Raw genomic sequence first — 15,936 nt, 5'->3', positions numbered from 1 at the left:
ATAAGGTCGTCAGACCTTTCAGCGCGCAAGAAGCGAGCTGGGGCAACTTGTGTGATTGAGGATGGAAATGGAATCCGCAGAAATTCTTGTGCTTCAGGCCAGCTACACCAACCCGGTGCATGCCGAGGCGATTGGCCTGGTGTTGAACCATTACGCCGAAGACCCAATGGGCGGCGGTCACCCGTTACCCGCCGATAGATTGCGACAACTGCCGGGGGAACTGGCCAAACGTCCCCATGCCTTCAGCGTACTGGCGTTTGTCGGCGGCGAGCCGGCAGGGCTGGTCAACTGCTTTGAAGGTTTTTCGACCTTCGCCTGTCGGCCGCTGGTCAACGTGCATGACGTGGCAGTGGTGTCGAAGTTTCGCGGGTTGGGGCTGAGTCAGAAGATGCTGCACAAAGTCGAGGACATCGCACGCCAGCGCGGCTGCTGCAAAATCACACTGGAAGTGCTGGAAGGTAATGCAGTGGCTCAGGGGGCCTACGGCAAATTCGGTTTTTCACCAGGCATGTTCGACCCGGCGCACGGGCGGATGCTGTTCTGGATCAAGGCGCTTTAATTCGCAGTCCACTGCGTGGCAACGGGGCTTCTGTGGCGAGGAGGCTTATGTGGCGAGGGGGCTTGCCCCCGTTCGGCTGCGAAGCAGTCGTAAACCCTGTACATGCGGTTTAACTTTGAAATGCCGGGGGCGCTTCGCACCCCAACGGGGGCAAGCCCCCTCGCCACACAAGCCCCCTCCCACAGGATCCGCGCCAAAATTACTGCTGAACGACTGCCGGCGTGATAGGTGCGCCCTTGGGTTTCATCAGGCTGAAGTCGATCAACGGCCTCTGCTTACGTGCATAAGGGTCGCCGATCATCAATGGCCGAGGCTTGAAGCTGTCGCTGACCAGGCTTTTGCTGCGGTCCAGTTCATCGAAACTCAGGCCTGCCAGATCCGCCCAGGTGTGAATCAGCTGAGAACTGCTGTACGGCCGGCTCAGATCGCCAGCAAAACTCCAGTCATGGGTTTCGCGCCATTTCGGCGAAGCCCAGGCCATGAACGGAATGGTGTACATCGGCGCCGTCGGCTTGCTCTCGTTGCGGCCCAGGGTTTTATGGCCAACGGAGTCGAAGACGTCTTCGCCATGGTCTGAGAGGTACAGCAGGAAGCCGTTCGGATCAGACTTGGCGTAGTCCTTGATCAGGCTCGACACCACGAAGTCGTTGTACAGCACCGCGTTGTCATAGCTGTTGTACGTCGGCACCTGATCGTCACGCACGCCGTCCGGAACGCCTTTGCGGTCAGTGAACTTGTTGAATGTCGGCGGGTAACGGTACTGGTAGCTCATGTGCGTGCCGAGCAAATGCACGACGATCAGCTTGCGTGGTGCCGCATCGGCCAGGGCCTTGTTGAACGGCTCGATCACGTCGCCATCGTACTGGGCGGCGTTCTGGTTGCGGTTGTTGTTCAGGTACACCTGCTCGTCGGCCTGCTCGGAGAACGTTGTGAGCATGGTGTTGCGCTTGGTCATGGTCTGCTGGTTGGTGATCCAGAAAGTCTTGTAACCCGCCTGTTTCATCATGCTCACCAGGGACGGTGTGGACAGGTAAAGGTCGGGGTTCTCTTCGTCGGCGAACGTCAGTACCTGCTGCAACGCCTCGATGGTGTAAGGGCGCGGGGTGATGACGTTATCGAAGACCGCCAGTTGATCCTTGAGCTTGTCCAGCTCCGGCGTGGTTTGCCGAGGGTAGCCGTACAGGCTCATGCGCTGACGGTTGGTGGACTCGCCGATCACCAGCACCAGGGTCGCCGGCTGATTGGCCATCGAATCGGAGAGGTTCTTGAGTGGCGCAATCTTGCTGGCGCTGTCGAGCATATCTTGCATGCCGGCCAGGGTATCGAGGTAACGGTGATAGGCCACGGCCATCTGCCAAGGCACGGCGGGCTCGATGCGGGTTTCGAACTTCTCGAAGCCGCCCGCCAGGCTGCCGCTGCGTGCGGTGTGCTTGATTAGCGGGTAACCGACCACGGCCAGTAGAATCGCCGTCGCCGCGACCAATGCCTGGCCGCGTGGCAGGTACACCGGACGCAAGCGGGTCCAGAGGAAATACGCGAACGCGGTGTGGGCGAGGAATGCCGCCACCATCCACCAGGCAAAATACTGGGTCATGTACTCGCCGGCTTCAGACACGTTCGATTCGAACATGATGAAGATGACGCTCTGGGAAAATTCCTGCTGATAGATGAAGAAATAACCGAGGCTGGCCATCGAACAGGCCCACAGCACCACGCCGATCAGTGCGGCCATCACCCGTGTTTGTCTGGGGAACAGCAGCATCGGCGCGAGCCAGATGGCGCTCATCACAAAGGCCTGACGGAACCCGGAAAAACCGGAAGTACCTGTCAGTTGAATCAGCAGTTGGGTGATGCCGGAAAAATACCAGAAGAACAGAAATAACCAGAGAAATCCTGCCCAATCAAAACCTTTCGCAGACGTTTTGCTGCGTTTAAACAAAGCCATTCAGCACTCCAGCCTGATAATTACTTCGGCCGTCGGCACTCTCCTTGTCGCAGACGAACGGGCGCCGCGTGGATACCGAGCGGCCACAATGAGCCGGAGTATCAACAAGAAGGTGTGAAAACTTTGTGAGTTGCCAGAGCTGGCAGGGTTGCAGCGAGCCGGAAACAGCAGAGGCTGCTTCCGAGTCAAACGAGGGGTCAGGCGTGGGGGGCGCGTTGGGTGACGGGCAAGGGCTGAGCTTGATTGCCTTGGGTCAGCAGGCGCAATTGGGCGACTTCCCGCTTCAACTGGTCGCGCTCATCTTTCAACTGGCGCAGTTCATCGCGACGGATCGTGACGTAAAGGGTTTGTGCTGGCAGTGCTGTGTGTACGGTGCCCATTGCTCACCTCGCAAATGGCTGTCTCAACTGTAAGTTCGCTCCCGATTTCGGGTGCTCACTTACTATCGGCGCCGATTTTGATTTCTTTTGCCCCTGAAGGGAACTTTTTTATTTTTCATGGTCGTTGTGTCTTCGGTACGATTCCCGGCGTTATCAGTCTGGATCGGGCACAATGCCCGGAAACTATGTGCCAGCGCTCTGGACTAACCCTCATTAGTCGCGTTGGGCTATAACCTTTGACACACTTTATTTGTAGTAGGGAGCATCAGTACATGCAACTCGGGATTATTGGACTGGGCCGCATGGGCGGTAATATTGCGCGGCGCCTGATGCTCAACGGACATACCACCGTTGTTTACGACCGCAATAGCGCCTTTGTCGATACCCTGGCTGAAGAAGGCGCCACCGGTGTTGCCGACTTGCCAGCCCTGGTCGCTGGCCTGGCCAAACCACGCGCGGTGTGGGTCATGCTGCCCGCGGGCGCACCGACCGAAGACACCATCGACACCCTGAGTACCTTGCTTGAAGCGGGCGATACCATCATCGATGGCGGCAACACCTTCTATAAGGATGACATCCGCCGGGCCAAAACCCTGTCGGAAAAAGGCCTGCACTACATCGACGTCGGCACCTCCGGCGGCGTCTGGGGCCTGGAGCGTGGCTACTGCATGATGATTGGCGGTGATGCCGACACCGTTAAGCGTCTTGACCCGCTGTTCGAAACGCTGGCCCCGGGCATGGGCGATATCCCGCGCACCAAGGATCGCCAGTCCGATGACGATCGCGCCGAGCGCGGTTACATCCATGCAGGCCCGGCCGGTTCTGGCCATTTCGTGAAAATGATTCACAACGGCATCGAATACGGAATGATGCAGGCCTTTGCCGAAGGCTTTGACATCCTCAAGACCAAAGCCAGCACCAACCTGCCGGAAGACCAGCGTTTCGACCTGAACGTTGCCGACATCGCCGAAGTCTGGCGTCGTGGCAGCGTGGTGTCGTCCTGGCTGCTTGACCTGACCGCCGACGCACTGGCCAGCGATCCGAAGCTCGACGGCTACTCAGGCTCGGTGGCTGACAGCGGCGAGGGTCGCTGGACCATCGAAGCGGCCATGGAGCAATCGGTACCGGTACCGGTGCTGTCGAACTCGCTGTTCTCGCGCTACCGTTCGCGCGGGCAAGGCACCTTTGGCGACAAGATTCTCTCGGCCCAGCGCTTCGGCTTCGGCGGCCATGTGGAGACCCCGAAAAAATGACCCATGTGATCCGCAGGAAATCCAAGGCAGAACCCGCACCGCCTACCACGCTGTTTCTGTTCGGTGCCCATGGTGATCTGGTCAAGCGCCTGCTGATGCCGGCGCTGTACAACCTGAGTCGCGACGGTTTGCTGGGGAATGGACTGCGGATCATCGGCGTTGATCACAACGCTATCAGTGACGAAGCCTTCGCCAAAAAACTCGAAGATTTCATTCGGGAGGAAGTGGCGGCCAAGGTCGGCAAGGGCGATCAAGCCCTTGATCCGGCGTTGTGGGCCAAACTGGCCAAGCACATCAGTTATGTCCAGGGCGACTTCCTTGACGAACGCACCTACGAAGCGCTGGCGGCGAAAATCGCCGACAGCGGCACGGGCAATGCGATTTTCTATCTGGCCACCGCGCCACGCTTTTTCAGCGAAGTGGTGCGGCGTCTCGGTGCTGCCGGATTGCTGCAAGAAACCCCCGATGCCTTCAGAAGGGTGGTGATCGAAAAGCCTTTTGGCTCCGATCTGCATACCGCAGAAGCCTTGAACGCGTGCTTGCTCAAAGTGATGACGGAAAAGCAGATCTACCGGATCGATCACTATCTGGGCAAGGAAACCGTGCAGAACATACTGGTCAGCCGGTTTTCCAATAGCCTGTTCGAAGCCTTCTGGAACAACCATTACATCGACCACGTGCAAATCACCGCCGCCGAAACCGTCGGCGTGGAAACCCGTGGCAGTTTTTATGAGGTCACCGGCGCCCTGCGGGACATGGTGCCCAATCACCTGTTCCAATTATTGGCGATGGTGGCCATGGAACCGCCGGCCGCGTTTGGCGCCGATGCGGTACGCGGCGAAAAAGCCAAAGTTGTCGGCGCGATCCGCCCCTGGTCGACCGAGGAAGCGCGAGCCAACTCGGTGCGCGGCCAATACACCGCCGGCGAGATTGGTGGCGAGCCGCTGCCCGGTTATCGCCAGGAAGCCAACGTGGCGCCCGACAGCACGACCGAAACCTATGTCGCGCTCAAAGTCATGATCGACAACTGGCGCTGGGTCGGCGTGCCGTTCTACCTGCGCACCGGCAAGCGCATGAGCGCGCGCGACACCGAGATTGTCATTTGCTTCAAACCGGCGCCGTATGCGCAGTTCCGCGACACCGAGGTCGATGAGTTGCAGCCGACTTACCTGCGGATCCAGATTCAACCCAACGAAGGCATGTGGTTCGACCTGCTGGCCAAGCGGCCGGGGCCGGCGTTGAACATGGCCAATATCGAGCTGGGTTTTGCCTACAAGGATTTCTTCGAGATGCAGCCATCGACCGGCTATGAAACCCTGATCTACGACTGCCTGACCGGCGATCAGACGCTGTTCCAGCGCGCCGACAACATCGAGAACGGCTGGCGCGCCGTGCAGCCATTCCTCGATGCCTGGCAGCAGGACGCAACGGTGGAGAACTACGCGGCCGGCGAAGACGGACCCAAGATTGCTGATGAACTGCTCACCCGCGATGGTCGCGTCTGGCACAGCGTCGGATGAGTGAGATAACGCAACAGCCCATCCGTTTTCTGCTCAGCGACATGGACGGCACGTTACTGCTCCCTGATCACAGCCTCAGTCAGCGCACGATCGAAGCGGTCCGCGCCTTGCGCGAGGCTGGCGTACTGTTCAGCCTGGCCACCGGACGTCCGCCAAAAGCCATGCTGCAACAGATCGAAGCCCTGGGTGTCGATCTGCCGACGGCGGCCTTCAATGGCGGCACCCTCGTAAACCCGGACGGCAGCGTGCTGGTTGCACATCATTTGCCAGCAACGGCGGCGCTGACGGCGCTGACGCTGTTTGCCGATCAGCCGGACATTGAAGTCTGGGTGTTCAGTGGCGGCGACTGGCTGTTGAAAGATCCGTACGGCCCGATGGTCCCGCGAGAGCAGCACGGCCTGGGTTATCCGCCGGTGGTGGTCGAGAGTTTTGAGCCTTGCATGGCACGTATCGACAAAATCGTCGCCGCCAGCAGCAACACCGAACTGTTGATCGAACTGGAAGCGCAGTTGCTGTCCAAGGTTGAAGGGCAGGCGCAGGTCTCGCGTTCACAACCGATCTATCTGGACGTGACTGCGATGAAAGCCAACAAGGGCGAGGCATTGGCGACACTGGCCGAGTTTCTCGGGGTGCCATTGGAGCAGACCGCCGCCATGGGGGACGGTGGCAATGACCCGGCGATGTTTCACCGGGCCGGGTTGTCGATCGCCATGGGGCAGGCGGAAGAGGCGGTGAAGCGTCAGGCCGACGTGGTGACCGGAGCCAATACCGAAGACGGCGCGGCCCAGGCGATCGAGCAATACATCCTCCCTCGATAACGACACAAAACCAATGTGGGAGCGGGCTTGCTCGCGAAGAGGCCGTCACATTCAACATCGTTGTTGAATGACACATCGCCTTCGCGAGCAAGCCCGCTCCCACATTTGGCCGGTGTTACAGCCAGTAACTCACCGCATACCAGCCCAACACGCCCATCACCACGGTGTAAGGCAGGGCCATCCATACCATCCGCCCGTACGACAGGCGAATCAGCGGGGCAATCGCCGAGGTCAGCAGGAACAGGAACGCCGCCTGACCATTGGGCGTCGCCACGCTCGGCAGGTTGGTGCCGGTATTGATCGCAATCGCCAGGGTTTCAAACTGTTCGCGGCTCATGTGGCCGGAGAGGAACGCCTGTTTCACTTCGGTGATGTAAATGGTCGCCACGAACACATTGTCGCTAATGGCCGATAGCAAGCCATTGGCAATAAACAACATGCCCGGCTGTTGACTTGTCGGTAGAGCCAGCACCCACTGGATCAGCGGTGTGAACAGTTGCTGATCTTGAATCACTGCCACCACTGCGAAAAACACCACCAGCAGCGCCGTGAACGGCATGGCATCCTTGAAGGCGTTGCCAAGGCGATGCTCATCGGTAATGCCCGTGAATGCGGTGATCAGCACGATCACCATCAAACCGATCAAGCCGACTTCGGCGACGTGAAACGCGAGGCCGGCAATCAGAATCAGCGCTGCCGCGCCCTGAACCATCAACGCAGCGCGCTGACGTGCAGTGCGTGCGGCGTTGTCTTCGGCGGCGTAGTTGGCCAGCACCGTACGCACGTTGTCCGGCAGCAGCGTGCCATAGCCGAACCAGCGCAGTTTCTCCAGCAGCACGCAGGTCACCAGGCCCGCAGCCAGCACCGGCAACGACACTGGGGCGATCTTCAGAAAGAACTCGGCGAAGTGCCAACCCATTTCATGGCCGATCAACAGGTTCTGCGGCTCGCCAACCAGCGTGCACACACCGCCCAACGCGGTGCCGACGGCACCGTGCATCAGCAGGCTGCGCAGGAAGGCGCGGAACTGTTCGAGGTCGGCGTGATGGAGCGTGGGCAAGTGCCGGTCATCGCCGATTTCGCTGTCCTGACGCGGATCGCCGCCCGAGGCGACACGGTGATACACCGAATAGAAACCCACCGCCGCACTGATAATCACCGCAGTCACGGTCAACGCATCGAGAAATGCCGAGAGAAACGCGGACAGGAAACAGAACATCAACGCCAGCAGGGCCTTGGAGCGAACCCCCAACAACAAGCGCGAGAAGAGAAACAGCAGCAGGTCTTTCATGAAATAGATGCCTGCCACCATAAACATCAGCAGCAAGATCACCGGGAAGTTGTGCACCAGCTCATCATAGAGCGCCTGGGGCGTGGTCATTTTCAGCAGCAATGCTTCGACCAGTAGCAACCCGCCAGGCATCAACGGATAACACTTGAGCGCCATGGCCAGGGTGAAAATAAACTCCAGCACCAATAACCAGCCGGCCGCCACCGGACCGACTGTCCACAACACCAGAGCGTTGAGAATCAGGAAGCCGACAATGCTCGCCTTGTACCAACGAGGTGAGTGCCCGAGAAAATTATGCGCGAAGGCCTGGGCCATTGAACCAGACATCGGCTACTCCTTGTTTTAAGAAGCGCGCAAGTTGCCGTAAGAACAACAGAAGATCAAGTGTGGAAAATGACGTTGGCCTAACACCGATAACGCGCGACGACCGCGCGGCAGTTACCGTCCAGTGAATAGCCGCCTATGACAATGCAACCGTTGGCCTGAATGGCCAATGAAGTAGCAGTATGCGAACCGCGACTCAGGTGTGTGCGACACCAGCCGATGCCCTTGGCAAAACTGCGATCCAGCTGCCCACTGGGTAAATATCGGGCAAAAACGAGATCAGCTTCGACCCCGCCGACCGTCCCTCCGACTGTCAGCACTCGCCCGTCCGGCTGAACCCCGGCGGCGGTCCAGTGGCAGTCGCTGCGGTCGACTCCCAATAGCTTTGGCTGGCCACCGTTGCAATGAATATCCGGCCGGCCATTACTGTGAACTTTCAGAGAAAGGCAGAGCATCGGGTCGCGACTGCTGCCAAAGCAATGCAAGTCACCGTTTTCATGCTGGACGATCCGGCAGACCCGAGCGCTGTGCTCGCGTGCCTTGAAGGTCATGAAACCATCCACGGCGAAGCGGTCGTCCAGCCGGCCATCCGGGTGATAACGCGCCAGCAGACCTTCCTCGGGAACATTGATTGTTCCGCTCACCAGGATCCGGCCATCGCGCTGCACCATCAAGCTGCAGAGCCAGGTGTTCATTAACAGGTGCCGGACCATGACGAAGCCACGGCCGTTGAAACTATCGTCCAGCGAACCGTCGGCATTGAGTCGTATCAGCATGCCGGCGTGATCGGCCAGGTCGAAGTGATGATTGGCCAGCAGCAGGATTCGACCGTCGTCCTGCACGCAGACATCACAGGCTTCAGTGCCAGGCATGCCGCGCGGTAACCAGGCGTCGCGAGCGCCCCGGGAAAGATCACCCGGCAGGCGCACCACGCAGTATCCATTGTCGCCAAAACCCTGGACCGGGCAGCCTTGCTGATCGAACATCGCCAGGGCAGGCAGCGTACGGTGAGCATTTTCGTAATGCAGGCCGGCCACCAGAATGTGCCCGTCGGCCAACACCCGCACCTTGCCGGCCATGGCCTCGAAGCCGTGGGCGAACTGCCCGCTGATGCTGCCTTGTTTGCCGAATGCCAGATCCGCCGAACCATCTGCAAGCAGGCGGGCCAGGCCGAAGCGATGGCCGCCCGGCGTACCGACTTTTGCCGCCACCAGCAACCGGCCGACAGGGTCAATCGCAATGTCATTGGCCATGCTGGAGAGACTGCCGGAAAAATACACTTGAGTCTTGCCGGTGCCAGCGAAACTCGCATCGAGCCGTTCGGCGCCATTCACGGTTGCAGGTAAGGCAAAAGCAGTCTGGGGTGACATGCATGCATCTCCTTGCCAGTCGTCCTGATCCGGGTGCCCGGAAGGTGACTGCCTGAGCAAAACATTCAATCCCTGAATGACTCGGCGCACAACTGTTTTCATGGGCCGGAGGGGGGGCGTTTTGTGCCAGAACAGTGTCTTTTCGAACCACTGAAAAGCCTGCCAAGTAATCCGGCGGCTAGAAGTTGAAACAGGTGAGTGGTGTCGCGCAGCTGACTGTAGAAAATCGTCAACTAAGAGGAAGTGGGGGCGCGGATTACCGAGCGGTAATCCGCGAAAATAATTAGTGCGGCATGGACCATGATTGCAGCTTGTAACCTTCCTGGCTCAACTCGGCACGGGCTTCTTCCAGCACGTGTTCGAGTTGCTCTGGATCGGAATAGGCGCTGCTTGGAATTTGTTTGCGGCTGATGCGCGTGTTGGTGCGATCAATGATGGCCAGGCTTAGTTCGCTACCGTCTTGTAGAGCCCAGGCCACGCATTGAAAGGGTTGGAATGCGCTGTCGGCAATCAAAAGTGCTTCGTTGATACGGAGCGGGGCGTTCATGGGATCTTCTCTCTATATGCCCAAACAAGTGATGTGCCGTCGGTTGGGCTTACCGTTCGGCTGGTTACTTGTACTGATGTCCGCAACCGGGGTTTAGGTCACACACAATCGAAAGAAATTTTAACTTTCTTTGATTGATTCGATATTCAGGCCACTTCTGAAAGCTGAATGAAAGGTTTAACCCGTTAGGCAACTAACCAACTGACTTCTTATAACTAATAAGCAAACAACCCTATAAGCAATCGATACAAGCTCGCGTCAAAATCTTGCTAGTGTTACATCGAAGCCCGCCAAATGACTGTTTTTACTAATATTTCCTAAATTTGGCGTCAAGGAACAGTCATGATCGAAGCGCCTGCCTTACGACGTCTTTTAGTAGTGGATCCTTGCGACGACTGCCACCGCTTGTTGCCGGGTTTACGCGCCGTTGGATGGGATGTTGACAGCTGTACCCTGGAAAACGCCACTGAACGAACTTGCGATGTCGGCCTGTTGCGTTTGCAGCCATTTCATCTGGAGCGCCCGGAAGCCGTCAAGGAATTGATCACCCGTAGCGGTACCGAGTGGATTGCGGTGCTTAATCAAGAAGTCTTGCGATTGCAAAATGTCGGGGACTTCGTCTGCGAATGGTTTTTTGACTTCCATACCCTGCCGTTCGATGTCTCACGGGTTCAGGTCACCCTGGGCCGAGCGTTCGGTATGGCACGCCTACGCGGCCAGGGCCCGGTTCATATCGATGAGCCTGAACATGAACTGCTCGGCGACAGCAAACCGATTCGCGAACTGCGCAAACTGCTGAGCAAACTGGCACCCACCGAATCTCCGGTGCTGATTCGCGGCGAAAGCGGGACCGGCAAGGAGTTGGTCGCCCGCACCCTGCATCGACAATCCCAGCGTCACAGCAAACCGTTCGTGGCGATCAACTGCGGCGCGATCCCCGAACACTTGATCCAGTCCGAACTGTTTGGCCACGAGAAGGGCGCCTTTACCGGCGCTCATCAGCGCAAGGTCGGGCGGATCGAGGCGGCTAACGGCGGAACGCTGTTTCTCGATGAAATCGGTGATCTCCCCCTGGAACTGCAAGCCAATCTGCTGCGCTTCCTGCAGGAAAAACACATTGAGCGTGTAGGGGGCCACCAGCCTATTCCGGTGGATGTGCGGGTATTGGCGGCAACGCACGTCGACCTTGAAGCGGCCATTGAGAAGAAACTCTTTCGCGAAGATCTGTATTACCGCTTGAACGTCCTGCAAGTCATTACTGTGCCGCTGCGTGAACGCCATGGCGATCTCTCGATGCTGGCCAACCACTTTTCCCATTTCTACAGCCAGGAAACCGGCCGTCGCCCACGCAGCTTCAGTGAGGACGCGCTGATCGCCATGGGCAAGCACGACTGGCCGGGCAATGTCCGCGAGCTAGCCAACCGGGTACGGCGCGGGCTGGTTCTGGCCGAAGGACGGCAGATCGAGGCGCGAGACCTGGGGTTGCTCAGTCAACACGCCACCGCTTCGCCGATGGGCACCCTTGAAGACTACAAGACCCGCGCCGAGCGTCAGGCGTTGTGCGATGTGTTGAACCGGCACAGCGATAACCTGAGTGTCGCCGCCAGAGTTCTGGGGGTGTCACGGCCGACTTTTTACCGATTGCTGCATAAGCACCAAATCCGCTAGGGCGGGTGAAACGAAAAGGCCCGCTGCGACTTCCATCGCAGCGGGCCTTTTCCATGGGGGGAAACGGTTAGAAGTAGTACGGGAATTTCAGGCTGAAGGAAAAGTCTGGCGAGTCGTCGGTCAGGCCGATGGCCAGGTTGGGAACGATCGTCAGGTTATCGGTTGCGGCCAGGGTCATGCCGATGTTGAAGTTGGCCGAGTTGTAATCGCTGTTGGAAATCGATTGCCAGTCGCCACCGTCCGGCTTGATCTTGCTCTTGCTGGCGAACTGATCGGTGAACGAAAACGACATACTCATCTTCTCGTTCAAGGCGAATGCAATGCCGGCGCCGACCTGCCAGGAATCGCCCAGTTTTACGTCCCCGGGCACCTTGGAGTTGACCTGAGGGCTGATGTCGCTGAAAGAGTCTTCCATGTTGTAGGTGTAGGCCAGGCTGCCGAACAGCACGGCCGGGTCGAAGCTCTTGACCAGCGAGAGGCCCGGGGTGATCGACCAGACACCATTGCCGGTCGGCAAGTCCTCGGGTACCGAGAGGTTATCGTTGTTCGGGTCATTGACCAGCTTGATGCCGTAAGGGTCCTTACCGGTCGGCGCCTTGACGCGCAACGTAAAGACTGCGTCGGGCAGATTGGCCGACTCATCCAGAAACTTGTAGGCAACGCCAACGTTCACATCGCCGATGGTCGGGTCGCGGGTCACGGTAGCGTCCGACGTCACCGGGCCGGCACCACCGGCACCACCGGAGGAATACGTTGATTCGCGATAAACCACGGGGACGTTGATGTCGAACTGCCAACGTTGGGCCACGTTGTAGCGGGCGGTCAGGTCCAGGGTCCAGTTATCCGCCTTGATGCGGTCGAGGTTGATGTTACCGAGGAAAATCGCGTCCAGTGCCAGGAAGCCGTTGAGCACCAATGCACGGGTATCGTAGTGCGTGTAGGTCAGGCCGGTTTCGACGCTGAACTTGCCGCCACCGAAGAAGCCGCTGGCTTCGTCATACAGGTTGGAAACGCTTTGCGCAGGCTCCGAATCATCCTTGAGCGACTGGCCGTATGAACTGCCTGTGGTTCCCGGCGCACCGGCAGCCACCGTCTGGCCACTCCTGGGCGTTTCGGCGGGGGATTTGGTCAGGCGTTTGGGAGCGGGTGTCGCAGGTGTTTCTTCGACTTGGCGAACGCGTTGCTCGAGTACCATCAGCGCGTTCTGTTGTGCTTCGTACCGCTGTTTCAACTCCATGAGTTCTTGTTTTAGTGCTTCAACCTGGGGGTCCGTTGCTGCGTGCAGCAGTGTGACCGGGGCCAGGCTACTCAAACAAACGATTGCTCTAAACGTCAACGATCGGTGCATGGGTTAGCCGTCCCTTCTGACTACATCGGGTGACACTGAGCGTAGATCAGAATCCGAGAGTGCGAAGACCTCTTAGCTGGTCCAGGTTGCCGTTCAGCGACCCGGCTGTTGCGTTGTCACGCAGCACGACATTGAAGGATGTGAGGTTGTTGACCTGGTTGCCACCGCCGAGCAACGTCGTATTCTGCATCAGCCCACCCTGGGCCAGGCGTTGTACGGTACTGCCCTGGTTGTTGTTGGCGACGATGTTGAATTGCACACCGGTACCGGTCGAGGAAACGCTCAGCGAACCCGCGCCATTGGCGCCGACCAACGTCGAGCCTGCGACCAATGCCTGGCCCTGCTGTTGCGTTGCTGGCGCTTGGCTAGCCTTTGTGACGTTGATATCAACGTTGTTGTAGGCAGTGTTATGGTCGCCGGCAGCACGCACGACTTGAGTGACGCCTTCGGTGCTGTTGAGCCCGTTGCCGCCAATGACGGTGCCGGTGCCTTGCGAACTCGTTGCGCCATTACCTTTTTCATTGATCATCGATACATAGAACTGTGGCTTGATGGTCGATTGTTGAATTTGCATCGAGGACGTTGCCCCGATCACTTCACCGTTGGCATTTTGCCAAGTGCTGGTCATGACAATGCCGAAACTGATGATCCGCCCCGGCATGACATATCGGCCTCGCAGGGTCGCCAATTCCTGATCCTTCAGTTCAATGGGTTTGAACGTCTGTGCCTGGGTCGGCAGGCTGGCGGCCAGGCAAACCATGGCTAGCCAGAGTGGAGTCTTCATTGGATGCTCCCGGAGCGTCGTGCTCCTTGTCATTAGAAGAAGTCGCTTTGGATGAATCCGAAATCCATCAACTCTGCGTCTCGCACCGGGGTGAAGGTGTTGATGCGGTTCTTGGCAGTCAGTGGCAAGGGCGGGTCGAGCAACGCATTGGTTTTGTCGTAGCCCTGACCGATCACGGCAAAGATGATGCCGTTCCAGCCTTTTACAAAGTCGTCGACTTTGTAGCGTTTATGACCGAGTACCGGGTCTCCGATATAGACCCAGCCCTCATGGACTTTTTGCATGACCACAAAATGTTTGTAGCCACGGATATCCAGGAGTACCACAACCGGAATTCTGATTTCGCTCAACGTTTGCGGCGCTACCCGGTAGCCACGGGCCCGCATGCCGATACTTTCCACGTAACGCTTCATGTCGAGCATGGAGAAGCCCTGGACGCGGACAAGATCTTGATCGGAGTGTGCCAGCATGCCTTCGATGATCTGTTCTTCATTCACGTCCAGCCAATAGGCCTGGCGCAATATGGTTGCCAGCGCAGCTGCGCCGCAACTGAAGTCGGTTTTCTGTTGCACCAGGTCGGCAAATTTACGCTCGCGCATGCTCTGGATCGGCTTATACACCACCGCGCCGCCCGGCAGGACGGAAAGCGGCATTTGTGCAGCCGCGACCACACCGCCCACGCAAAGGATCACACTGGCCACGCAAAGCAAAAATGCCACGACGATAATGCGCATGGAAGGACGCCTTCTGGTTGTGTTGAAACAGGCCCCCGTGAGGGGGCCTCCAGAGACAGCAATTAGAACGAGTTGTTGGAAATGGCCAACGAGTTGCTTTGTTGGTTGCCCACACCCGCAGCCACGTTGACGCCCAGGTTGCCACTGCCGCCATTCACCGAACCGTTCAGGGTTGCGGTGTTGGTCACAGGGTTGGCCCAGCCAGTTGGAGTCAGCACTTGATAGGAATAGGTGTTGCTCAAATCAAAAGAACTGCTCTCGCTGTAGCTTTTCGATTTGTCGTACGAAGATTCGGACTCTTTACTGCCCGATTTTTCGAACGAGGAGGCCGACGAGCTCTCCCACGACTTATCGAACGATCTTTCGAACGAGGAGTCGCTCGATCTTTCACGCGATGCGTCGAAATCTGCATCGATCGATGCGTCAACCGATGCGTCGACAGTCCTGGTGCGGGTGCGATCGCCATTGCCATTGTTCCAGGTAACCGTTCTGGTGGCATTCGCAGACGCGTCCAAAGCAGCACTCAAAGAAGCACTGCGGCTGGAACTGCTGTCCGAGCTTCTGAAGCCGCTCGCATCGGAGCTTCTGGAACCACTCGCATCAGCGCTCCTGGAACCACTCACATCGAAGCTCGAAGAAGCGCTTTTATCAACGCTCAAATCGGAAGACTTATCGCGAGAGGAGCTACCGCTGGCCGTTCTGGTAAATGTGAACGTATCCTGGCGGTACGTCCGATCGGCGTTGTTATTTACGACCAGGCCAGGACCCTGTTGATCGGCAGAGGCGGTGGCTGTTGCGTTACCGAGCGGGGCATTGGTGTTGGCAATGGCCATGGTGTTTTTCTGTTGGTTGAGGTCGCCGCCAGCAATGTTGATACCCATATTGCCGCTGCCGCCATTCCCCGATCCGTTCATCACGGCAGAGGCTGTGCTGCCGAAGTTGTTGACCCTGTTGTTGTTGCTGTATTGCGTGACGTCGGCGGTGGCTTCGGCAGTGCCGAACACGAAGCTGTTGTCCTGACTGGAGTTTGAGGCAGCATTGGCGATGGCGGACGCGTTGTCTTGTTGGTTGCCACTACCTGCCGCCACGTTGACGCCGACGTTACCGCTGGCGCCTGTGGCAGAGCTGTTCATCTCGGCTTCGTTGACCGTCCCCTCGTTACGGATGCGGTTGCCGGTACTGCTCTGGTTATCCCACGCATTGGCCGTCGCATAGACAGGGATCTTTGTTGGAGGAGGGGGTTTATGACCATGGTGGTGGTCATTGTCACGCCAATCGTTCGCTTGTACAGCAACAGCCATGACCGCAGCAATTGCGAAAACCAGAGGCTTGAGTGCCATCGAAGGTTTCATGGTGATTCTCCGTACTTATTTTAGGTTAAGTGTTGTTTCTACC

14 protein-coding genes are annotated in these 15,936 nt (G+C 58.1%); 5 read left to right on the top strand and 9 right to left on the bottom strand.

Translation table 11 applies throughout. The features are described from left to right. Positions 1 to 67: 67 nt before the first annotated feature. Complete coding sequence (locus tag ACZ9IM_RS15870) at positions 68 to 559, top strand: GNAT family N-acetyltransferase (protein ID WP_427626148.1); 492 nt, start codon at positions 68 to 70, stop codon at positions 557 to 559. A gap of 199 nt (positions 560 to 758) precedes the next feature. On the opposite strand, the gene ACZ9IM_RS15865 is transcribed toward ACZ9IM_RS15870, so the two are convergent. Both ACZ9IM_RS15865 and ACZ9IM_RS15860 read right to left on the bottom strand, forming a co-directional pair. Continuing rightward, positions 759 to 2,504, bottom strand: coding sequence for a phosphoethanolamine transferase CptA (locus tag ACZ9IM_RS15865; RefSeq protein ID WP_427626147.1), 1,746 nt, complete (start codon positions 2,502 to 2,504; stop codon positions 759 to 761). Between the two features lie 197 nt (positions 2,505 to 2,701). Then, complete coding sequence (locus tag ACZ9IM_RS15860; RefSeq protein ID WP_008069248.1) at positions 2,702 to 2,884, bottom strand: DUF6026 family protein; 183 nt, start codon at positions 2,882 to 2,884, stop codon at positions 2,702 to 2,704. 272 nt (positions 2,885 to 3,156) lie between these two features. Between ACZ9IM_RS15860 and gnd the strand changes: the two genes are divergently transcribed. The 3 genes from gnd to ACZ9IM_RS15845 are packed head-to-tail and all read left to right on the top strand — an operon-like array spanning position 3,157 to position 6,475. Continuing rightward, positions 3,157 to 4,137: a phosphogluconate dehydrogenase (NAD(+)-dependent, decarboxylating) gene (gene gnd, locus ACZ9IM_RS15855; protein WP_123496772.1), complete on the top strand. Its 981-nt coding sequence runs from the start codon at positions 3,157 to 3,159 to the stop codon at positions 4,135 to 4,137. Beyond that, positions 4,134 to 5,657, top strand: a complete 1,524-nt coding sequence (zwf, locus tag ACZ9IM_RS15850; protein WP_427626146.1) for a glucose-6-phosphate dehydrogenase — start codon at positions 4,134 to 4,136, stop codon at positions 5,655 to 5,657. Before gnd ends, zwf begins: the two co-directional genes overlap by 4 nt. Then, positions 5,654 to 6,475: a Cof-type HAD-IIB family hydrolase gene (locus ACZ9IM_RS15845; protein WP_427626145.1), complete on the top strand. Its 822-nt coding sequence runs from the start codon at positions 5,654 to 5,656 to the stop codon at positions 6,473 to 6,475. Before zwf ends, ACZ9IM_RS15845 begins: the two co-directional genes overlap by 4 nt. Before the next feature lie 115 nt (positions 6,476 to 6,590). On the opposite strand, the gene nhaB is transcribed toward ACZ9IM_RS15845, so the two are convergent. From nhaB to ACZ9IM_RS15830, 3 genes are all read right to left on the bottom strand, one after another. Beyond that, positions 6,591 to 8,093 (bottom strand): sodium/proton antiporter NhaB, encoded by a 1,503-nt coding sequence (gene nhaB, locus ACZ9IM_RS15840; RefSeq protein WP_427626144.1) that lies wholly within the window; start codon positions 8,091 to 8,093, stop codon positions 6,591 to 6,593. A gap of 77 nt (positions 8,094 to 8,170) precedes the next feature. Continuing rightward, positions 8,171 to 9,460: an NHL repeat-containing protein gene (locus tag ACZ9IM_RS15835; RefSeq protein ID WP_427626143.1), complete on the bottom strand. Its 1,290-nt coding sequence runs from the start codon at positions 9,458 to 9,460 to the stop codon at positions 8,171 to 8,173. Positions 9,461 to 9,743: 283 nt separating this feature from the next. Beyond that, entirely contained in the window at positions 9,744 to 10,007 is a 264-nt protein-coding gene (locus ACZ9IM_RS15830; protein ID WP_427626142.1) for a hypothetical protein, read from the bottom strand. Between the two features lie 342 nt (positions 10,008 to 10,349). Here ACZ9IM_RS15830 and ACZ9IM_RS15825 point away from each other — a divergent pair, with 342 nt between their 5' ends. Then, positions 10,350 to 11,675, top strand: a complete 1,326-nt coding sequence (locus ACZ9IM_RS15825; protein ID WP_427626141.1) for a sigma-54 dependent transcriptional regulator — start codon at positions 10,350 to 10,352, stop codon at positions 11,673 to 11,675. A 67-nt stretch (positions 11,676 to 11,742) separates the two neighbouring features. Here ACZ9IM_RS15825 and ACZ9IM_RS15820 read toward each other — a convergent pair whose 3' ends face one another. The 4 genes from ACZ9IM_RS15820 to ACZ9IM_RS15805 all read right to left on the bottom strand — a co-directional run bounded on the left by ACZ9IM_RS15820 (position 11,743) and on the right by ACZ9IM_RS15805 (position 15,893). Continuing rightward, positions 11,743 to 13,023, bottom strand: a complete 1,281-nt coding sequence (locus ACZ9IM_RS15820) for a coiled-coil domain-containing protein (RefSeq protein ID WP_427626140.1) — start codon at positions 13,021 to 13,023, stop codon at positions 11,743 to 11,745. A gap of 46 nt (positions 13,024 to 13,069) precedes the next feature. Next, positions 13,070 to 13,807 (bottom strand): hypothetical protein, encoded by a 738-nt coding sequence (locus ACZ9IM_RS15815; RefSeq protein ID WP_476224425.1) that lies wholly within the window; start codon positions 13,805 to 13,807, stop codon positions 13,070 to 13,072. A gap of 32 nt (positions 13,808 to 13,839) precedes the next feature. Continuing rightward, positions 13,840 to 14,541, bottom strand: coding sequence for a C39 family peptidase (locus ACZ9IM_RS15810; RefSeq protein WP_427626138.1), 702 nt, complete (start codon positions 14,539 to 14,541; stop codon positions 13,840 to 13,842). 62 nt (positions 14,542 to 14,603) lie between these two features. Continuing rightward, positions 14,604 to 15,893, bottom strand: coding sequence for a heme utilization protein (locus tag ACZ9IM_RS15805; protein ID WP_476224424.1), 1,290 nt, complete (start codon positions 15,891 to 15,893; stop codon positions 14,604 to 14,606). Between the last annotated feature and the right edge of the window lie 43 nt (positions 15,894 to 15,936).

This window comes from Pseudomonas sp. TE12508 (genome assembly GCF_056279485.1).
This window is presented reverse-complemented; position numbering and strand designations above follow the sequence as displayed.